This window comes from Micromonospora sp. WMMD723 (genome assembly GCF_049863385.1).
Classification (GTDB): Bacteria; Actinomycetota; Actinomycetes; order Mycobacteriales; family Micromonosporaceae; genus Micromonospora; species Micromonospora wenchangensis.
This window is the reverse complement of the sequence record NZ_JBMKNR010000001.1, coordinates 5,180,096-5,198,629: the sequence shown is the minus strand read 5'-3', so window position 1 is coordinate 5,198,629 and position 18,534 is coordinate 5,180,096. Positions and strand designations below refer to the sequence as shown.

The window sequence follows — 18,534 nt, the reverse complement described above, 5'->3', positions numbered from 1 at the left end:
GGCGGACAGGATATGCGCTGCGTCGATGTCCCGTGGACCCTGCGTGGTGGTGCGACGGGACCGCCACCGCCCGGCGACGCCCGCCCGCCGCGCGCCGCTACCATCGGCGAACCGGTCGTCCCGGTAGCATCCCGGCACGACGACGGTGGAGGGACGGCCCGGTGGGCGTGCGATTCGAGGAACTGGCCTGGCGGGAGACCCCGATCGGCGCGATCAGCCTGCGCCGGCGGCGGGAACCCACGCTCGACGTCGACGTCTACGAGGTGAAGCTCGACGACGAGTACCTGATGTCCAGTCTCTTCCCGGTCGCCGAGATCGAACTCGCCCGGCTGGGGCTGGCCCCGCTGGACGACGGGCCGCTCGACGTGGTGGTCGGTGGTCTCGGCCTCGGCTACACGGCCCGTACCGCGCTGGAGGACGCGCGGGTGCGCTCGGTGCTGGTGGTGGAGACGATCGAGGACGTCATCGACTGGCACCGCCGGCAACTGCTCCCCTTCGCCGCCGGTCTCGCCCCCGACCCCCGGACCCGGTTCGTCCGGGCGGACTTCTTCGCCACGGTCGCCGACGGCACCGGTTTCGACCCGGACCAGCCGGGCCGCCGGTTCCACGCGGTGCTGCTCGACGTCGACCACTCCCCGCGTAACGTGCTGCACCCCAGCCACGCCGCCTTCTACACCGCCGAGGGACTGCGCCGGCTGGCCGACCTGCTGCTGCCCGACGGGGTGTTCGCGCTCTGGTCGGACGATCCGCCGGACGACGCGTTCGGCCTGGTGCTGGCCGAGGTGTTCACCACCTGGCAGGCCCACGTCGTCCCGTTCGCCAACCCGCTGACCGGCGGGGAGTCCGCCAACACCGTCTACGTCGCCCACCGACGGCCCGATCCGCACTGACCCCGCTCCCGGTGACGTGTGGGGCATACGGCGGCCCGGAACGGGAAGGCTGCCCGGTCAGTGAGTCACGGGAGGTGGACATGCGGGCCATGCTCTGGGTCGTCGGTGTCGTCGGCGGCGCGCTCATCCTGCTCGGGCTGCTGTTGGAGGCGGTCCGTTGGCTGGCCATCATCGGCCTCGTCGCGCTGCTGGCGGTGATCGTGCTGGCGTTCGTGCGGGGACGGCAGGTGATGCACCGGCATTCCGCCGGCCGCCGCTAGCGGTCACGCCGCAGCCGGCCACCCCCACCGGGGCGGCCGGCTCAGTGTGCCCCGCCCAGGTTGAGCACGACCACTCCCCCGATGATCAGGCCCACCCCGACCACCTTCGTCAGGCTCAGCGGCTCGCCGAGGAAGACCGCGCCGACGGCGACGATCGCGGCGGTGCCGAGCCCGGACCACATGGCGTACGCCACCCCGACCGGGATGTCCCGGACCGCCAGCGCGAGCATCCCGAAGGCCAGCAGGTAGGCCACGGCCAGACCGAGCGTGGGCCAGAGCCGGGTGAACCCCTGCGTCGCCTTGAGCAGGCTGGTGCCGGCCACCTCGGCGCTGATCGCGATCAGCAGGAACAGGTAGGCCATCGCTCTCCCTCCACCGGTCCCCCGATGATCCCGCACGGGCGGGCCTCCCGCCGCCGTCCCACCCACGGAGCGCCAGGCGCGCCGCGCGACGACGGCGGGATGCCGCGTGGCGTACGGGAAGCCGCGTGGCGTACGGGAAGCCGTGGCGCGGGCCGCCCGGCGAGCGGGCGGTCGCGTTTCGGACAGCGCGTAACCCGGCACCCGGCTCGCCCGTCATACAGGCGTCACCGATACCCGGTCCGCCGGGTCGGCCGCACCGCACGACCCGCCCGCGCCCCGCCCCACCGGCGGGCCGGGGCGCGGCCCCCCACCACGTCCGATCGGAGCCACCATGATCCGTCACCGTTTGCTCGCCGGGGCCGTCGTCGGCCTGCTGACCGCCGTGCCGGGCCTGCCCGGCACCGCCGCCGCCGGACCACCGCGCGGCGACGGCCTGCGCCCGTGCGCGCTGCGTCCGCTGCCCCTGCCCGCCGGGGTGGCCCACGGCCGGGCCACGGCCGTCGATCCGACCGGGCGGTACGTCGCCGGCATCGGCACCCGGATCACCGACGGGGTGTGGGAGCCTGCGCTGCTGCTCTGGCAGGGCTCCCGGGTCACCGCCGTGGACACCGCGCTGGCCGAGGAGGTGGTGGGCGTCAACAGCGCCGGGGTGGTGATCGGCAACGCCTACGTCACCGCGACGCAGCGGCCGTGGCGCTACCAGGGCGGCCGGCTGACCGACCTGCCCGTGCCGGGGAGCGTCTCGGGCGCCTGGGTCACCGGGATCAACGGGCGCGGGGACATCGTGGGGTACGGCGCGGTGGAGGAGACCGAAAGCACGATCCCGCTGCGCTGGCCGGCGGACCGACCGGGCACGGTCGCGACGATCGGCACCCCGCCCGATGGGGCCGCCCTCGCGGTGCTGGACGACGGCACCGTCGTCGGCTCCGCCCGCGCGTCGGCGGGATCGTCGTCCTACGCCGGCTGGGTGCTCCACCCCGACGGGCGGCTCGACCGGCTCACCGTGCCCGGCAGGTCGAACGCCTGGGTGCTCGCGGCCCGGGGCGGATGGGCGGCCGGCGTCACCGCCGACGACCCCGACGGACAGCGGCACCCGGTGCGGTGGGAGCTGGCCACCGGGCGGGCCACCGTCGTCGACCCGGCGGTGCAGCCGGTGCAGGACGTCACCGCCGGTGGGGTGGTGCTCGGCCTGTGGGCGGTGTGGCACCCCGACGGGGTGACGCCGCTGCCGGGGGCGCTCGACGGGTTCCCCGGGGTGCAGGCGCAGGCGATCGCCGACACCGGCACGACTGTCGGCTGGACCACCACCGACCGGCTCACCCCGGTGCGCTGGACCGGCTGCTGACGGGCCACCGGCCCGCCCGGTCGGGTCCTGTGGCCCTGTCCGCGACCCGCGAGGCGGCGCAGGGTGGGGGCAGAGCGACCAGGAGGTGTCTGCGATGACCTCGCCGTCCACCCGGCCGGGCCCGGTGCCGACCGTACGCGAACTGACCGCCGCCGCCGAGCTGTCCCGGTACGCGCCGTCGGTGTTCAACACCCAACCGTGGCGCTGGCGGGTCGCCCGGGGACGGTTGACGTTGCACGCCGACCCGACGCGGCAACTGGCCAGCACCGACCCGGACGGGCGGTTGCTCACCCTGAGCTGCGGGGCGGTGTTGCACCACGCCCGGGTGGCGCTGGCCGCCGCGGGCTGGCGGGTCGAGGTCGACCGGCTGCCCGACCCGGCCGACCCGGGACTGCTGGCCCGGTTGCGGGCCACCGGGCCGGGTGGGCTGGACGTGGCCGCCGCCCGGTTGACCGAGGCGATCCCCCGACGCCGCACCGACCGGCGGGCCTTCGGTGACCGGCCGGTGCCCGACGAGGTGCTGACCGGGTTGCGGGCGGCGGTCGAGGCCGAGGGCGCGCACCTGCACGTGGTCCGGACCGACCAGATGCCGATGCTGGCCGTGTCGACGGGCCGGGCGGCCGACGCCGAGCTGGCCGATCCCGGCTACCGGGGGGAGTTGCACCGGTGGACCCACCGGTCGGTCGGCAGCGGTGACGGGGTACCGACGAGCACGGCGGTACGGCCGGCGCCGCGCCGGGTGCCGCTGCGCGACTACGCGCCGGGCGACGCCGCCGGGTTGGCCGCCGGCGCCGACTTCGACCGGGGCGCGGCGTACGTGATCCTGTTCGGTGACCGGGACGACCCGGCGGGGTGGTTGCGCGGCGGCGAGGCACTGTCTGCGCTGCTGCTCACCGCGACCGCGGCGGGGCTGTCCACCGCCCCGATCAGCGACACCATCGAGCTGGCCTGGCCGCGCCGGATGATGCGGGAACTGCTCGCCGACGTGGGCGAGCCGTACCTGGTGGTCCGGGTGGGGTGGGGGCCACCGGCGGCGGAGCTGCCGGTGGCGCCGCGCCGCCCGGCGGCCGAGGTGATCGAGGTCGACGGGGACGGGGACGGGGGCGGCTGACCGTCCGACGCTGGCCGGGCGGCGTACCGGCCGGCGTCGGGACCGGGTGGGTACCGGGGACCGGGTGGGCTCAGACGCCGGAGGTGGCGAGCACCCGGGCCGGGGGTTCGTCGGTGGCCGGCGGGGCGGTCTCCCGGTTGGGCAGCGAGAGCCGGATGACCTTCCACCAGGCGGAGGCGACCTGCTTGGGCAGCGGGCCCGTGGTGTAGGCCAGCCCGTACCTGTCGAACAGCGCCCGCACCTGCGGGGCGATCTCCTGGTAGCGCTTGCTGGGCAGATCGGGGAAGAGGTGGTGCTCGATCTGGAAGGACAGGTTGCCGGTCATGATGTGCAGCAGCCGGCTGCCGCTGATGTTGGCCGAGCCGAGCATCTGCCGCAGGTACCACTCACCCCGGGTCTCCCCCTCGATCGAGGTCTTGGAGAACGTCTCCACCCCGCTGGGGAAGTGGCCGCACATGATCACCGAGTGGCTCCACAGGTTGCGGAGCAGGTTCGCGGTGAAGGTGGCGGCCAGGGTGGTGAAGAAGGACGGGCCGGACAGCAGCGGGTGGATGACGTAGTCCTTGAGCACCTGACGGCGGATCTTGCGACCCACGGCGCGCAGCCGGGCCCTGAACTCGGGGGTCTTGTGCCGCCCCTTGCGCAGGTTACGGCCCAGCTCCAGGTCGTACGCGGCGATGCCGTACTCGAAGAAGCAGGCGTTGACGAAGTTCCACAGCGGCTGGCCGAGGTGCATCGGGTGCCACTTCTGGTCCTCGTCGACGCGCATGATGCCGTAGCCGAGGTCGTTGTCCTTGCCCAGCACGTTGGTGTACGTGTGGTGCAGCTGGTTGTGCGAGTGCTTCCACTGGTCGGCCGGGGAGACGTGGTCCCACTCCCAGGTGGTGGAGTGGATCTTCGGGTCGCGCATGAAGTCGTACTGGCCGTGCAGGATGTTGTGGCCGATCTCCATGTTCTCCAGGATCTTGGCCACCGTCAGGCCGGCGGTGCCGACCACCCAGGCCGGCGGGAAGAGCGAGAAGAGCAGCACCGCGCGGCTGCCCATCTCCAGGGTCCGCTGCGTCTTGATCACCTTGCGGATGTAGGCCGCGTCGCTCGCGCCGCGCTCGGCGAGCACCCGGTCCCGGATGGCGTCGAGTTCCTTGCCGAGCGTCTCGATGTCCTCGGCGCTCAGGTGGGCGATCGGGTTGACGGGCTTGTGCTGGATGACGGTCACGTCCGGCCTCCGGTCAGAGATCGATGTCGCAGGAGCCGGCCGCCGCCGACACGCAGGTCTGGATGAGCACGCCGTCACCGGGGACGGCGGTGGTGAGTTCCCCGGTGCGCAGGTCCCGCACCGCGCCCTGGCGCAGCGGCAGGACGCAGCCGTAGCAGATGCCCATCCGGCAGCCGGAGGGCATCAGCGCGCCGGCGGCCTCACCGGCGTCGAGGATCGGGGTGCCGCCGTCGGCGGCGAGGGTCAGGCCGGTCCGGGTGAAGGTGACGGTGCCGCCCTCGCCGGGTGCGATCACCGTCGGCCGGAACCGTTCGGTGTGCAGCCGGTCGGCCACGCCGGCCGCCGTCCAGTGCTGCTGGACGGCGTCGAGCAGGCCGACCGGGCCGCACGCCCAGGTCTCCCGGTCGAGGTGGTCGGGAACCAGGGTGGCCAGCTCGTCGACGCCGAGCAGGCCGTCGCGGTCGGTGTGCCGCTCGACCAGGCGGATGCCGCCCTGCGCGGCCAGTGCACGCAGGTGCGCGCCGAACACGACGTCGTCGGGGGTCGGCGCGGAGTGCACCACGACCACGTCGGCGCGGGTGTGCACGCCGGCGCGGAGCATGCCCATCACCGGGGTGATACCGCTGCCGGCGGTGAGGAACAGCACCCGGGCGGGGACCGGGTCGGGCAGGACGAAGTCACCGATGGCCTGGTCGAGCTGGACGACGGTGCCGACCCGGGTCCGCCGGACCAGGTGGTTGCTGACCCTGCCGTCGGGGATGGCCTTGACGGTGACGCTGATCAGGCGGTCGGGGCGGTCGGGCGCGGAGGTCAGCGAGTAGGCCCGCCACTGGCGTACCCCGTCGACGTCGACGCCGAGGCGGACGTACTGGCCGGGGGTGTGGCCGCGCCAGTCGCGGCCGGGCCGGATGGTGAGGGTCGCCGCGTCCCGGGTCTCGGGTTCGACGGCGACGATCCGCCCGCGTAGGGCGGCCCCGGCGCGCAGCGGCGCGACCAGGTCGAGGTAGTCCTCCGGCAGCAGCGGGGTGGTGACCGTCTCGGCCAGCCGCAGGAGCCGGTCCCGGACGGTGGTCTTCGCCGCAGGGTGCGGGACGGTGGTGGTCATAAACCCAGGGTCCTCGCACTTTCGCATAACATCTTGACCGAGGAAGGTGAATCGGACGCGATAACTTGTTCGAAGGGAACAACATGTCGGAATCGGAGGCGACCGCCCACCTGGGTGGCCGGCTGGAACTCGACGCAGCGGTGGCCGCCCGGTTACGCAGCCGGCTGCCGATGGTCGCCGCGCACACCGTCAGCACCATCACCGCCGAGGTCCCCGCCTACTCCGGCACGCTCACCGGCCAGATGCGCGAGAAGATCGAGAACGCGGTACGGATCGCGTTGGGCACCTTCCTGCAGCTCATCGAGCGGGCCGGCGCGGCGACCGACCCGAGCACCCCGCTGACCCGGGCGTTGGAGGCCGCGTACGCGCTGGGCGCCGGGGAGGCGCGGGTGGGGCGGAGCATGGACGCGCTGCTGGCCGCGTACCGGGTGGGGGCCCGGGTGGCCTGGCGGGAGGTCTCCACCACCACCGTACGCAGCGGGCTGTCCGCCGAGACGGTCGCCGAGTTCGCCGAACTGATGTTCGCCTACATCGACGAGCTCTCCGCCGCCAGCGTCGCCGGCCACTCCGACGAGTTGGCCAACGTCGGTCGGGCCCGGCGGCGCGACCTGGACCGGCTCACCCACCAACTGCTCGCCGGAGAACCGGAGGAGGTGCTGCGGCGCAGCGCCGAACGGGCCGAGTGGCCCCCGCCGCAGACCCTGACCGTGGTGGTGCTGCCCCGCAGCAGCCTGCGCGGGGTGCTCGCCGTGCTCCCGGCGCACACCCTGGAGAGCGGCGAGGAGCCGCCCGGGGCGCAGTGGGCCGAGGAGGGGGCGCTGCTGCTCGTACCGGACATGCACGGTGGGCGGCGGCGGCAGCTCGCCACGGCGCTGCACGGGCAGCACGCGGTGCTCGGCCCGGCCCGGCCCTGGGTCGCGGTGGCCCGGTCGTACGAGCGGGTGCTGAAGGCGCTCGCCCTCGGCGTGGCGTCACCGGCGGACGCCGCCGCGTGGGACACCGAGCAGCACCTGGCCCGGCTGGTGCTGCACACCGACCCGGAGGCGCTGGCCGACCTGCGCGCCCAGGTGCTCGCGCCGCTGGCCACGCTTCCGGCGGCGACCGCCGCGCGACTGGCCGAGACGATGCGTTCCTGGCTGCTGCACCAGGGCCGCCGCGACGACGTCGCCGCCGACCTGTTCGTGCACCCGCAGACGGTCCGGTACCGGATGGGCCGGCTGCGGGAGCTGTACGGCGACCGGCTGAACGAGCCCGGCACCGTGCTCGACCTGACCGTGGCGCTGGCGTTCCCGCCCGCCGGGGACACCGGGTCCGCCGATTCCTGAGCCGGCGCTCCGGCACCGCTGCCCCTCCCCCACATCGGACGGTCCACCGGCCGTGCAATTCCCACCGGACTCGGTCGGGGCGGTGGTCCGACATGGACGGTCGGCGGGACTGTGTCGACAGGACGACAGGAGAGCGTCCGGCGGCTGACACCGCGTGACGGCATGGGCCATGATGACGGCATGCGTCTGATCTTCTCGGTCTCGGACTCCGACGAGTCGCCGGTGCACGACCTTCGCGACGAGCTCGTGGCCGACCCGGAGCTGCGTGACGCCCGGGTCCGGCTGATCCACCGCGCACCCGAGCCGGGCACCCTCGGGGCCGCCGAGGTGCTGGAGTTCGTCGGCCAGGACGTGCTGCTGCCCGTGGTGATCCAGGCGGTGTACGACTGGTTCCAGGCCCGGCGCGGCGCCCGCCGGGGTGGCGACACCACCGTCACGGTCACCCTCACCGACAGCCCGGACGGCACCCGGGAGGTGAAGATCGAGGCCAGCGGCTCGGCCGAGGACGTCATCGCGGTGCTCCAACAGGGTCTGCGGTGACCGCTGCGCACCAACCACGGTTCGACCCGGCCCAGTCCCGTGCCGTCCTGTTGGGGGTCAGCTCCTACGCCCACCTGGGGCTGACCGTCCCCGCCGCCGAGGACAACCTCACCGCCCTGGCCGAGGCGTTCGCCGACCCCGACGTCTGGGGGCTGCCGAAGCGGCGGATCGCCGTGGTGTCCGACCCCACGGCCGACGACCTGGCCGGCTACGTCGAGGACGCGGCCCGACTCGTCGGCCGCGACGGCGTGCTGGTGGTCTACTTCGCCGGGCACGCCGTCCTGGTGGGTCGGTCGCTACGGCTCCTTCCCCACGAGGCTGCGGACACCTCCGGCAAGGAGTTCCCGGTGGAGAGGTTCGTGGAGGCGGCCAGGGGCACCGACGCCCAGCGGTGCCTGTTGATCCTCGACTGCTGCCACGCGGGGAACGCCAGCCTGGTCCTGCCGTCGGAGGCGCTGCACCTCGACGAGGACCGTGGCTGGCAGCTGATGGCGGCCGTCCGCAGCGGACCGGCGCTCGACGCCGGCCCGGACGATCTGCACACCCCGTTCACCTGGGCCCTGCTGGGGGCCCTCAAGCACGGCCGCAGGGACGCGCCCGAGTGGCTGAGCCCGGCGGAGGTGCTGCGGGAGGCCGGGGAACTCCTGGTCGGCGCGGGCTATCCCGCGCCGGCCCGCAGCCCGGTCGAGTTCGACCGGGGCTGGGTGCGTAACCCGGCGTGGAGTCCGCCGCAGCGGCGGGCGGTGCCGTTCCCCCGCCGACCGGGGGGCTCCCCCGGCGACCAGGGCGAACGGGCCGGCTTCGACAGCGCCTGGCCGGCCCGGCAGGTGCCGTTCGCCGGCCGGGTCCCGGAGCTGGCCCGGGGCGCGGCCAGCCTGCGCGTGCCGCAGGGGGCGGTGCTGCCGGTCGTCGGGCCCCGGCACGCCGGCAAGCGGTACTTCGTCGACGAGGTGCTGGCCCGCTTCGCCGAGGAGGCCGGGCGGCTCGACGAGGTGGCGCTGCTGCGGCTGGACATCCCCAACAGCAGCGCGCCCGAGCCGGTGCTCGGGGTGCTCGCCCGGGAACTCGACGTCACCATCGACGACGTCACCGACTACGGCATGGACTACGCCGAGGCGGTCCGGACGACCCTGGCCGAGGAGCTGCAACGGCAGCTGCACCGCCGCCGGCTGATCCTGTTCGTCGAGGGGTCCCGGTTGGGCACCCGCCCGGAGGCGGTCCGGGCACAGCTGGACCGGCTGCTGAAGCTGTCGGCGTTCGACCGGGCGCTGGTCATCGTCGCCACCCGGGCGGAGATCCAGCTCAGTGGCGACGGCCAGTTCCGGTACCTGCCGGTGATCCAGCTACGCGAACTCGACGAGGACGAGGCCACCGCGCTGGTCGACCAGGTGCTCTCCGACCCGCTGTACGGCGGCGGCCTGACCATCACCGGGCTCGCCGAGGGCCGGCTCTGGACGGAGCTGGACGACAAGCTGGTCCGGCTGCCCGGGGTGCTGCACAACGGGGTCGACGAACTCGCCAACGACGTGCTCAACAAGCGGATCGAGCAGCCGGGCGTCGAACACCTCGTCGACGCGCTGCTGCGCCGCTCCGCCGCCACGGTCGGCGCCGGGCTGCGGGACGTGGACTGCTTCGCGCTGTGGACCGGCGTCGACGGCAAGCGGGGCCGGCCCGGCGCGCTGGCCGTGCTGACCGCCTGGGCCATCACCGACGGGCTGTGGCTCTCCACCGAGCTGCTCGAATCGATGGGCTGCGGGCTCACCCCGCAGGCCACCCACCACCTGGTCGAGGCGCGCATCCTCACCCAGCAGGAGCACGACGGCACCCTCTGGCACGACCTGGGCCGGTCGACGCGGCACGCGCTGAGCAACGCGTTGACCGCCACCCTGCGCGGCAGCGGCGGCGACAACGTCTACGGGCGGGCGCTCGTCGACGGTGCCGAACTCACCCCCGACCAGCTCGACGAGCCGGTGGCCGAGGCGATGTTCGCCCTGATCATGGCGATGCTGCGGCAGCGGCAGCGACATCCGGCCAACTCCGACCGGCACGTCATGAAGGGCGTCGACCGGGCGATCGGCTGCCTCGACGAGGCGGTGGTGGCCGGCTACCCCCGGCTGCGGGAGACGTTGACCAAGCTCGCCGCCGCGCACTCCGGCGACGCGGCGTTCAGCCCGGTGCTGCTGGAAGCCCCGGCCGTCGTGGCCATCGACGAGCCGGTCACCGCCTCGACCGACGCCGTCGCGCCGCCGGTCGAGGCGGACGCTCCCGCCGACCGACCGGTCCGGGCCACCGGTTATCCGGTGGTCGCGGGCGCCGCCCGGCTCAACCAGGCGATGCGGGCCACCGGGCAGAGCCAGCGGGTGCGCGAGGCGTTCGTGGCCGCCGCCGACGCCGTGGCGGAGGCGATCGGGCTGGCCGAGCGCGACGCGCTGTCGCACCGGCTGCTGAAGTCGATCGACACCGCGCTGTTCATCGGTGGCCGCCGGCTGCGGGCGGGGACGAGCCTGCTGCCGGCCCGGGAGCGGGCCGCGCCGGTGCTGGCCGACTGCGCCCGGGTGGCCGGCGGCAGCCGCCCGGATCTGATCACCGTGGCGATCTCCTGGCTGCTGAACACCGTCGACCTCCAGCTCACCTCGGGCCGGGTTCCGGCCGCGCGGGACGCGCTCGGCACCGCGTTCGAGCTGTTCGAGCTGATGCCCGAGCCGGTCACCCTGCGGGACCGGTTCGCGGTGTTGCAGATGCGCCACCGGCTGCTGTGCGGCCGCGCCCGGGAGCAACGCACCCTGGCGGAGCGGGTGGCGACGCTGACCGAGGCGACGGCGGCGGTCAGCGAGGGGTTGGCCCTGTCCGGGTCGGACAGCGACCGGGGACTGTGGAGCATGCGGCTGTGCGGGGTGGCGACGCTGCTCGTCGCCGAGCAGCCCACCTTCGCCGACCAGACGGCGACGGGCCGGCGGGTGGTCGAGGAGCTGACGGCGGCCTGGGGTTCGCCGGCCCGCTGGCCGGGCGACACCCGGATGTACGTGTGGCGGCTGCTGCACGCGGTGCACCGGAACGACCCGGACGTGGTCAGCCAACTGGAGGCCGCCCGACGGACGATGGCCCTGGTGCTGACCGACGGCGAGTTCCCACTGTTCCCCGGGATCGAGGCGGAGGTGCACCTGTTCGTCGCGCACTGCCTGCGCCGCGACAACAGGTTCGCCGAGGCGACCACCGAGGCCGAGGTCGCGCTGGAGTGCGCTAAACGGGCCCACGAGGACCGACCGGGCGCCCGGTCGCTGCTGCGGGAGCTGCGCATCCAGCGGGAGCTGGGCGGCTGGCGGGCCGAGATCGACGCGTCCCCGCGGGCCGGCGACGGCCCCCGGACCCGGCCCCGGGACCAGCAACTGCTGCGCCGGATCAGGGAGGTGCAGAACTGGCTGGCCGAACAGGAGCACACCACCTGGCACCACGCGGTGCTCGACCTGTGGTGCCACCGGGCCCGGTGGAGCAGCGAGGGTAACCTGCTGGCCGCGGCCACCCCGGAGGGCGTGGAGCGCCTGGAGCGCAGAAAGCGGCTGCGGCCGGAGGATCTCGTCGACATCCGCCGGGTGTACCGGGTCCGCCGGGACAAGCTCGACGGGCACCTGCGCCGGTTCAGCCACTCGATCGAGCTGCTCCAGATGGAGGTGGGGCTGGAGCGGCAGTACCGGCGCTGGCTGGGGGTGGGTGAGAAGCAGCCGGACGAGCAGGGGGTGCACCGGCGTCACGACGTCGACAACAGCGCCGTCTGGGAGCTGATCCGGGCCGCCGAGCAGCGCTGGCCGGACCATCCGGGGGTGCTGGAGGTCCGGGCGGAGTTCCACCGCTACATCTGGGAGTACCGGCAGGCGATCGAGACGTACCGGCGGCTGATCGTGACCGCGTCGGACGGTCGGGGACGGTTGCGGTACGGGCTGGCCATGGTCGAGGCCATCGTCGGGTACGCCCACTTCGGCTGGCCGCGCAACGATCCCGACCCACGCCCGCTGCTGCTGGAGGCGGGCGAACTGCTCGCCGCCGAGGAGCGGGAGGGTCCGCTGCTGGAGCAGTTGGTGATCCTGCGGACCCGGGTGGACCTGGAGCTGAACCGGGAGATCGCCTGGAGCGACGTCGAGAACGTCGCCACCGAGATCATGAGCAACGGTGGCTACACCGAGGGTGTCGCGCGGATGCTCAACCGGCGGCGCAGCGGCGATGCCGTGGTCACCAGCCTGGCCGACCGGGGGGTGTGGCGGATCGCCGAGGGCAGCGAGTTCGCCGACCAGCTCAACCGGGTCTTCCACCCCACACCCCGGGTGCGTCCGCCGGCCGACCGGGAGGTCACCGACGAGTCCCACTCGACGATCGCCGACCTCCTCCGGGAGAACTTCACCGAGGTGCAGCTCCTGCGCGGCCTCGGCGCGGTCTACCTGCGGATGGCGGAGCTGCGCCGGGACCCCGAGAAGGCGGTGAAGGCGTTCCACTTCTTCGACGGGTGCCGGGTGTTCCAGCAGGTCCACCTGGCCGGCCGGGTCACTCCGGTCACCATGTTCCTGATGGCCCGGGCGATCCTGATGGCCGCCGAGCTGACCTCCTCGGCCGATCCGATCGCCGAGCCGTGCCCGCGGGAGGGCCACAGCTGGCTGGAGTACGCCGAACGGCTGCTCCAGTCGAGCAAGGACCAGTCGGTCGGCGAGTTCGGCAAGCAGTGCAGCCACTTCCACAAGGAGGCCGGCAAACTGCTGCGTACCATCCAGGCACGGCAGGGCATGGAGAAGATGGCGAACCTGCGCCGCCGCCCCCGGTGACCGCGCCGGAGGCCCGGCCGGGCGGTCAGTCGGCGGGGCGGGTCGCTGTCCGACCGACGCCGGCCGGGGAACGTCGGGCGCAGGTCAGCGCGGCGAGCGCCGCGCCGGCCGCGAGGCCGGCCAGGCCGGTCCACAGCGCCGGGTCGGCCCGAACCCCGCCGGGGAGTTGCTGGACCAGCACGAAAGCACCCATGACCAGGACGAACCAGCCGAACGACAGGCGCAGGGCCTCGGCCGGCACCCGGCTGGTGAGCCGCCCGCCGAGCAGGCTGCCGAGCACGGCGGCGGCGGTGACGGCGAGCGCCAGCGGCCAGTGGATGTCGACGGTCCAGAGATAGCCGGCGAGACCCGCGAACGACTTCATCGCGATCACCACCAGCGAGGTGCCGATGGCGACCGGCACCGGCAGGCCGCCCAGCAGCGCCAGCGCGGGCACCACCAGGAACCCGCCGCCGGCCCCGACGAGGCCGGTGACCAGCCCGACCACCGCCCCGTCGGCGAGCACCCGGGCCAGGGGCAGTTCGGGCGGCCCGCCGCCCCCGGCGACCCGTCGACCCCGGATCATGGCGGCGGCGGTGGCCAGCATCATCACCGCGAATCCGGTCAGCAGGAGCGTCGGCGGAAGGTGGCCGGCCAGCCGCCCGCCGACGTACGCCCCGGCCATGCCGGCGAGCCCGAAGACCAGCCCGGTACGCCAGCGGACCCGGTGCGCCCGGGCGTGCGGCAGTACCCCGACGAGGCTGGTGACGCCGACGACGAGCAGCGAGGTGGCGATGGCCTCCCGGGCCGGCAGGTCGGCGACGTAGACCAGCAGCGGCACGGCCAGGAGGGAACCGCCGCCGCCGAGCAGGCCGAGGCTGACGCCGATCAGCACGGCCAGCCCGACCGTCAACGGCAGGGTGGCGCTCACCCCTGCCGTCCGGTGCCACCGCGCAGTTGGGCGACGACACCGTCCAGGTCGCATCCGGCACCCCGGTTGTAGGGCAGCCGGCCCAGCAGCATGCCCATGGCACAGGTGTCGGTGAGGGCGGCGACGGTGAGCCCGCCCCCGATCAGCGCGGCGACCCACTTCAGCCCCGGTACCAGCACCGAGCCGAGGATGCTGGCCAGCACGATCGACCCGGCGACCAGGCGTACCTGGCGTTCCAGGTCCCAGCGGGGGGTGCCCCGCCGTACGGGTGCCGACGTCTTTTCCCAGGCGAGCATGCCGCCGTCGAGGACCCGCAGGTGGGGCAGGCCGGCGGCGGCGAGCGCCCGACCGGCCTGGCCGGCCCGCGCGCCGGAGCGGCAGATCAGCACCACCTCCTCGTCGAGGTGCCGCCGCAGTTCGTCGCGGTGTTCGCGGAGCAGGTCGAGCGGGACGTTGTAGGCGCCGGGGATGTGCGCGGTCGCGAACTCGGCCGGGGTGCGGACGTCCAGCAGGCGGGGTGCCCGGCCGGAGTCGACCAGGGCACGTAGGGTGCCGGCGTCGACGGTGGCCTCGCGGGTGGGGTCGGTACGGTCCATCTCTCCTCGTTTCGGGGTCCGCCGCAGCGGGGGTGTGGGGTCAGGCGGATGTGGTGAGGGTGAGGCCGGCGGGCGCGGCCCGGTCGAACCGGTCGTCGACGACGACCACCGTCCGGCCGGCGTTGGCCAGCAGGGACGCGGCGGCGCTGGCCCGGTAGCCGGAGCCGCAGTGCACCCAGATCGTCCCGGCGGGGACGTCGGCGAGCCGGGCCGGCAGGTCGGGCAGGGGAACGTGGACGGCGTCGGTGAGGTGCCCGGCCGTCCACTCGTTGGTCATCCGCACGTCGAGGACGACCTGCGGGGCGGGCAGTCCGGCGGGCGGGTTCCCGGCACGGGCGGCGGCCAGGGCCGCGAAGTCGGCGGTGGGCTGCTCGCGGAGCTGGCCGGGGTCGGCGGCCCACCGTTCGGGGCCGCCGGTGGCCTGGGCGGCGGGCCGGTCGATGCCGATGCGGGCCAGTTCCCGCTGGGCGTCGGCGATCTGTTCCGGGGTCTCGGCGAGCAGGGTGAGCGGGGTGCCCCAGTCGATCAGCCAGCCGAGCCAGGTGGACATCGGCCCGTCGAGGCCGAGGCTGACCGTGCCGGCGAGGTGCGCGGCGGCGTACGCCTTACGGTGGCGCAGGTCGACCACCCACTGCCCGGCGGCGATCCGGTCACGCAGTTGCCCGGCGTCGGCGCGGGTGGCCGGGGTGAGGTCGATCGGCGGCGGGCCGGCGGCGTTGGCGGCTCCCATGTGCGCGTAGTACGCGGGGTGGGCGTCCAGGCCGGCGAGGATGTCGGTGACGAAGTCGTCGGCGGCGAGCCGGAGCACCGGGTTGACCTGCCGCTCCCGGCCGATGGTGGAGTCGGGGGCGTCGGCCTGGGTGGCGGAGCAGAAGCTGCCGAAGCCGTGGGTGGGCCAGATCTGGGTGCCGTCGGGCAGCAGGTCGGCCAGCCTCCGGGCGGAGGCGTGCTGGTGGTGGGCGAGTTCGTGGGCGTGCTGCTGGCCGAGCAGGTCGGTGCGGCCGGTGGTGCCGAAGAGCAGGGAGCCGCCGGTGAACACACCGACCGGCTGCCAGCCGCCGTCGGTTGCGGTGTCCAGGACGTAGGACAGGTGGTGGAAGGTGTGGCCGGGGGTGGCGACCACCCGCAGCCGCAGCGTGTCCGACACGGGCACCTCGTCGCCGTCGTCGACCGGGGTGCGGGGGAAACCGACCTGGTCGGCGGCGGCCACCAGGTATTCGGCCCCGGTGAGCCGGGCGAGTTCCCGGCCGCCGGAGACGTAGTCGTTGTGCAGGTGGGTCTCCACCACGTGGGTGATCCGGACGTCGCGCCGGCCGGCCAGGCGCAGGATGCGGTCGACGTCGCGCTGCGGGTCGACCACGACCGCCACCCGGCCGTCGGAGGCCAGGTAGCTGCGGTCGCCGAGGGAGGACGTGCTGAGCACCGTCACCTCAACATTCATGACAAACCTCTCTTTGCGCTGATACCCCGGGGGGTATGTAACGGACAGACCGGTGTTCGTGTCCCGGGGTACGGAGTACCCGCCCGGAGCGCGCTCAGGCGGGCCGGGCGGGGTGCCGTTCGCGGGTCAGGCCAGCGCCAGGAAGAGCTTCTCCAGCTCGGCCTCGGTCATCTCGGGAGCCTCACCGCGCCCACGCGCCGCGTCGCAGTGCCGCATCCCGGAGGCGATGATCTTGAAACCGGCCCGGTCGATAGCCTTGGAGACCGCGGCGAGCTGGGTCAACGCCTCCCGGCAGTCCTCGCCGTTCTCCATCATCTCGATCACGGCGTTGAGCTGACCCCGGGCCCGCTTGAGCCGGGTCAGCGCGTCGCCGGTCATCTCCGGTCGCAGCTTCACGGTGCACCTCCTGCCACCAACATACCCCCGGGGGTACCTGACCCGCCACCCGCCCCCGTAAACGGCCGCGTCGGCCCGCCCCGGGGAGAGGGCGGGCCGACGCGAGGGGTGCGGGTCAGTGCCGACGTCGGCCGTACGTGCCGGCGAGGAGGGCGACGCCGACGGCCGCGAACCCCACCTGGAGGAACAGCTCGATCCAGTCGATACCCCGGGTGTCGTCCACCCCGAGCGCGCCGGCGAGCAGGGTGCCGAGGACCGCGGCCACCACGCCGATGGCCAGGGTGAGCAGGATCGAGATCTTCTGCTTCCCGGGCACCACGAGGCGACCCAGGGCACCGATGATCAGACCGATGATGATGGCGGTGAAGAAGCCCTGTACTTCCACGTGTGTCGTCCCTCCACGAGTCGCTGTCGATCTGGACTCTGCCCCGGGTGGGCGGGCGGTGAAACCACGGCGGAACGCTGCGGGCCAAATGTCACGCGACTGTCATGCGCTCGCGTGGGGACCGTCATCCGCCCCGCCGCGTCCGGCTCGGCGCAGGGTCCGCTCCAACAGGTCGAACAGCGCCGCCCAGTGCCGCTCGGTGGCCCCCTCGTCGTACATGGCGGTGTCGGCCATCGTGAAGCCGTGCGGGGCCCCGGCGTACACCTCGGAGCGGTAGGTGACCCCGGCGGCGTCGAGTGCCCCCTCCAACGTCGCGATGTGGTCGGCGGTCATCGAGTCGTCCCGGTCGGCGTGGGCGAAGTACAGCTCACCGGTGACCGCGCCGACGCCCCGGTGCGGGCTGTCCGGCTCGTCGGTGACGACCCGGCCGGCGTGGAAGCTGGCCAGCGCCGCGATCCGGTCCGGGTGTGCCTCGATCGCGCGCAGCGCGTTGGTGCCGCCCATGCAGTACCCCACGATCGCCACCGGCCCGGCCGCGACGTCGTCGCGGCCGGCGAGGAAGTCCAGGTAGGCCCCGGCGTCCCGGGCCACCAGCTCCGGGGTGAGCGCGGTGATCAGCGGCACGATCCGGCCGAACAGCTCGCCGCGCCGCTGCGGGTCGGCCAGGTCGGCGAGGTCGACGCGCGGCATCGGGCCGGTGCGGTGGAACAGGTTCGGCACCAGCACCAGGTAACCCTGCGCGGCGATCCGCTCGGCCATCTCGGCGAGCCGGGGACGCAGCCCGAAGGCGTCCATGAAGAACAGCACCGCCGGGAACGGCCCGTCCCCGTCCGGCCGGGCCAGGTACGCATCCGCCGCGCCGTCGCTGGTCGGAACCTCCACCGTCGTCGTGCCCGCCATGGTGTCTCCTCACCCGGGTGCCGGCGCACCCACCGCGGGAACGCTACCCGCTGCCGCAGCCGCCGGCGGACCGTGGCCGGCCGCCCCCGGCCGCCGACGGGCCGGGACGACGCCTGTCACGGATCGCGGGTCCCGTCGGTCGTTGGGAGTGCAGGGCGGTGTGCACCGCCAGGGACGGACAGGGAGTGGATCGACCATGAAGATCGTCGTCATCGGGGGCAGCGGACTGATCGGCAGCAGGCTGGTGACCGTGCTCGGGCGACAGGGCCACGACGCGGTGGCCGCCTCGCCGCGGACCGGGGTCGACACGCTCACCGGCACCGGGGTGGCCGAGGCGCTCGACGGCGCCGACGTGGTGGTGGACGTGTCGAACTCGCCGTCGTTCGAGGCGGACGCGGTGCTGGCGTTCTTCGAGACGTCCACCCGTACCCTGCTGGCGGCGGAGGCGAAGGCCGGCGTACGGCACCACGTGGCACTGTCGATCGTCGGCGCCGACCGCATCCCCGACAGCGGGTACATGCGCGCCAAGGTGGCGCAGGAGGCGTTGATCGCCGCGGCGGACGTGCCGTGGACGGTGCTGCGGGCCACCCAGTTCTTCGAGTTCGTGCCGGCCATCGTCGAGTCGTCCGTGGTGGGCGACGAGGTGCGGCTGCCGTCGGCACTGATCCAACCGGTCGCCGCCGACGACGTGGTGACGGTGTTGGCCGAGATCGCCGTCGGCACGCCGGCCGACGGGATCGTGGACCTGGCCGGGCCCGAGCGGTTCCGGCTGGACGAGTTGGGTCGCGCGACGCTGGCCGCCGCCGGTGACCCCCGGCCCGTGGTCAGCGACCCGCAGGGACGCTACTTCGGGGCGCTGCTGGCCGAGCAGGCGCTGGTCCCGCTCGGCGACGCCCGCACCGGCGGCACCCGGCTGGCGCAGTGGCGCGGACGCTGACCCGACG

The 18,534-nt window shown here is 74.1% G+C and carries 17 protein-coding genes; 8 read left to right on the top strand and 9 right to left on the bottom strand.

Annotated features, from left to right (window positions below; all coding sequences use genetic code 11):
- Positions 1 to 161 precede the first annotated feature (161 nt).
- Both ACN261_RS22560 and ACN261_RS22555 read left to right on the top strand, forming a co-directional pair.
- Positions 162 to 890, top strand: coding sequence for a spermidine synthase (locus tag ACN261_RS22560; RefSeq protein WP_421481656.1), 729 nt, complete (start codon positions 162 to 164; stop codon positions 888 to 890).
- A gap of 80 nt (positions 891 to 970) precedes the next feature.
- Positions 971 to 1,150 (top strand): hypothetical protein, encoded by a 180-nt coding sequence (locus tag ACN261_RS22555; protein ID WP_088646401.1) that lies wholly within the window; start codon positions 971 to 973, stop codon positions 1,148 to 1,150.
- 41 nt (positions 1,151 to 1,191) lie between these two features.
- Here the strand turns inward: ACN261_RS22555 and ACN261_RS22550 are convergent, their stop codons facing one another.
- Complete coding sequence (locus tag ACN261_RS22550) at positions 1,192 to 1,512, bottom strand: DMT family transporter (protein ID WP_421481655.1); 321 nt, start codon at positions 1,510 to 1,512, stop codon at positions 1,192 to 1,194.
- Between the two features lie 331 nt (positions 1,513 to 1,843).
- Here ACN261_RS22550 and ACN261_RS22545 point away from each other — a divergent pair, with 331 nt between their 5' ends.
- A complete protein-coding gene (locus ACN261_RS22545) occupies positions 1,844 to 2,857 on the top strand; it encodes a hypothetical protein (protein WP_425851999.1) in 1,014 nt (337 codons plus the stop codon).
- Between the two features lie 94 nt (positions 2,858 to 2,951).
- On the top strand, positions 2,952 to 3,968 hold the full coding sequence (locus tag ACN261_RS22540; protein WP_425851998.1) for an Acg family FMN-binding oxidoreductase: 1,017 nt from the start codon (positions 2,952 to 2,954) through the stop codon (positions 3,966 to 3,968).
- 70 nt (positions 3,969 to 4,038) lie between these two features.
- Here the strand turns inward: ACN261_RS22540 and ACN261_RS22535 are convergent, their stop codons facing one another.
- Positions 4,039 to 5,184 (bottom strand): fatty acid desaturase family protein, encoded by a 1,146-nt coding sequence (locus ACN261_RS22535; RefSeq protein ID WP_421481652.1) that lies wholly within the window; start codon positions 5,182 to 5,184, stop codon positions 4,039 to 4,041.
- A 13-nt stretch (positions 5,185 to 5,197) separates the two neighbouring features.
- A complete protein-coding gene (locus ACN261_RS22530) occupies positions 5,198 to 6,289 on the bottom strand; it encodes a ferredoxin reductase (protein WP_421481651.1) in 1,092 nt (363 codons plus the stop codon).
- 83 nt (positions 6,290 to 6,372) lie between these two features.
- Here ACN261_RS22530 and ACN261_RS22525 point away from each other — a divergent pair, with 83 nt between their 5' ends.
- The 3 genes from ACN261_RS22525 to ACN261_RS22515 all read left to right on the top strand — a co-directional run bounded on the left by ACN261_RS22525 (position 6,373) and on the right by ACN261_RS22515 (position 12,962).
- Complete coding sequence (locus ACN261_RS22525) at positions 6,373 to 7,614, top strand: PucR family transcriptional regulator (protein WP_425851995.1); 1,242 nt, start codon at positions 6,373 to 6,375, stop codon at positions 7,612 to 7,614.
- A gap of 180 nt (positions 7,615 to 7,794) precedes the next feature.
- Positions 7,795 to 8,154, top strand: a complete 360-nt coding sequence (locus ACN261_RS22520) for an effector-associated constant component EACC1 (protein ID WP_357927004.1) — start codon at positions 7,795 to 7,797, stop codon at positions 8,152 to 8,154.
- Entirely contained in the window at positions 8,151 to 12,962 is a 4,812-nt protein-coding gene (locus ACN261_RS22515; RefSeq protein WP_421481649.1) for a hypothetical protein, read from the top strand. The genes ACN261_RS22520 and ACN261_RS22515 overlap by 4 nt, the downstream gene beginning before the upstream one ends.
- A gap of 25 nt (positions 12,963 to 12,987) precedes the next feature.
- Here the strand turns inward: ACN261_RS22515 and ACN261_RS22510 are convergent, their stop codons facing one another.
- The 6 genes from ACN261_RS22510 to ACN261_RS22485 form a co-directional block, all read right to left on the bottom strand.
- Positions 12,988 to 13,872 carry a sulfite exporter TauE/SafE family protein gene (locus ACN261_RS22510; protein ID WP_421481648.1) on the bottom strand — a complete coding sequence of 295 codons (885 nt, stop codon included), beginning with the start codon at positions 13,870 to 13,872 and terminating at the stop codon, positions 12,988 to 12,990.
- Positions 13,869 to 14,468 (bottom strand): rhodanese-like domain-containing protein, encoded by a 600-nt coding sequence (locus ACN261_RS22505; RefSeq protein WP_421481647.1) that lies wholly within the window; start codon positions 14,466 to 14,468, stop codon positions 13,869 to 13,871. The genes ACN261_RS22510 and ACN261_RS22505 overlap by 4 nt, the downstream gene beginning before the upstream one ends.
- Positions 14,469 to 14,508: 40 nt before the next feature.
- Positions 14,509 to 15,909, bottom strand: coding sequence for a rhodanese-like domain-containing protein (locus tag ACN261_RS22500; RefSeq protein WP_425851993.1), 1,401 nt, complete (start codon positions 15,907 to 15,909; stop codon positions 14,509 to 14,511).
- Between the two features lie 126 nt (positions 15,910 to 16,035).
- Positions 16,036 to 16,305, bottom strand: a complete 270-nt coding sequence (locus ACN261_RS22495) for a metal-sensitive transcriptional regulator (protein ID WP_425851992.1) — start codon at positions 16,303 to 16,305, stop codon at positions 16,036 to 16,038.
- A gap of 115 nt (positions 16,306 to 16,420) precedes the next feature.
- A complete protein-coding gene (locus ACN261_RS22490) occupies positions 16,421 to 16,690 on the bottom strand; it encodes a GlsB/YeaQ/YmgE family stress response membrane protein (RefSeq protein ID WP_421481645.1) in 270 nt (89 codons plus the stop codon).
- Positions 16,691 to 16,792: 102 nt separating this feature from the next.
- On the bottom strand, positions 16,793 to 17,590 hold the full coding sequence (locus ACN261_RS22485; RefSeq protein WP_425851990.1) for a dienelactone hydrolase family protein: 798 nt from the start codon (positions 17,588 to 17,590) through the stop codon (positions 16,793 to 16,795).
- Between the two features lie 196 nt (positions 17,591 to 17,786).
- On the opposite strand from ACN261_RS22485, the gene ACN261_RS22480 reads away from it, so the two are divergent.
- Positions 17,787 to 18,527, top strand: a complete 741-nt coding sequence (locus tag ACN261_RS22480) for an SDR family oxidoreductase (RefSeq protein WP_421481643.1) — start codon at positions 17,787 to 17,789, stop codon at positions 18,525 to 18,527.
- Positions 18,528 to 18,534 lie beyond the last annotated feature (7 nt).

Coding starts and splice junctions, on each gene's coding strand:
- ACN261_RS22520 (WP_357927004.1), top strand. CDS start 7,795: ATGCGTCTGATCTTCTCGGTCTCGGACTCCGACGAGTCGCCGGTGCAC.
- ACN261_RS22505 (WP_421481647.1), bottom strand. CDS start 14,468: ATGGACCGTACCGACCCCACCCGCGAGGCCACCGTCGACGCCGGCACC.
- ACN261_RS22525 (WP_425851995.1), top strand. CDS start 6,373: ATGTCGGAATCGGAGGCGACCGCCCACCTGGGTGGCCGGCTGGAACTC.
- ACN261_RS22530 (WP_421481651.1), bottom strand. CDS start 6,289: ATGACCACCACCGTCCCGCACCCTGCGGCGAAGACCACCGTCCGGGAC.
- ACN261_RS22545 (WP_425851999.1), top strand. CDS start 1,844: ATGATCCGTCACCGTTTGCTCGCCGGGGCCGTCGTCGGCCTGCTGACC.
- ACN261_RS22540 (WP_425851998.1), top strand. CDS start 2,952: ATGACCTCGCCGTCCACCCGGCCGGGCCCGGTGCCGACCGTACGCGAA.
- ACN261_RS22485 (WP_425851990.1), bottom strand. CDS start 17,590: ATGGCGGGCACGACGACGGTGGAGGTTCCGACCAGCGACGGCGCGGCG.
- ACN261_RS22480 (WP_421481643.1), top strand. CDS start 17,787: ATGAAGATCGTCGTCATCGGGGGCAGCGGACTGATCGGCAGCAGGCTG.
- ACN261_RS22555 (WP_088646401.1), top strand. CDS start 971: ATGCGGGCCATGCTCTGGGTCGTCGGTGTCGTCGGCGGCGCGCTCATC.
- ACN261_RS22500 (WP_425851993.1), bottom strand. CDS start 15,909: ATGAATGTTGAGGTGACGGTGCTCAGCACGTCCTCCCTCGGCGACCGC.
- ACN261_RS22550 (WP_421481655.1), bottom strand. CDS start 1,512: ATGGCCTACCTGTTCCTGCTGATCGCGATCAGCGCCGAGGTGGCCGGC.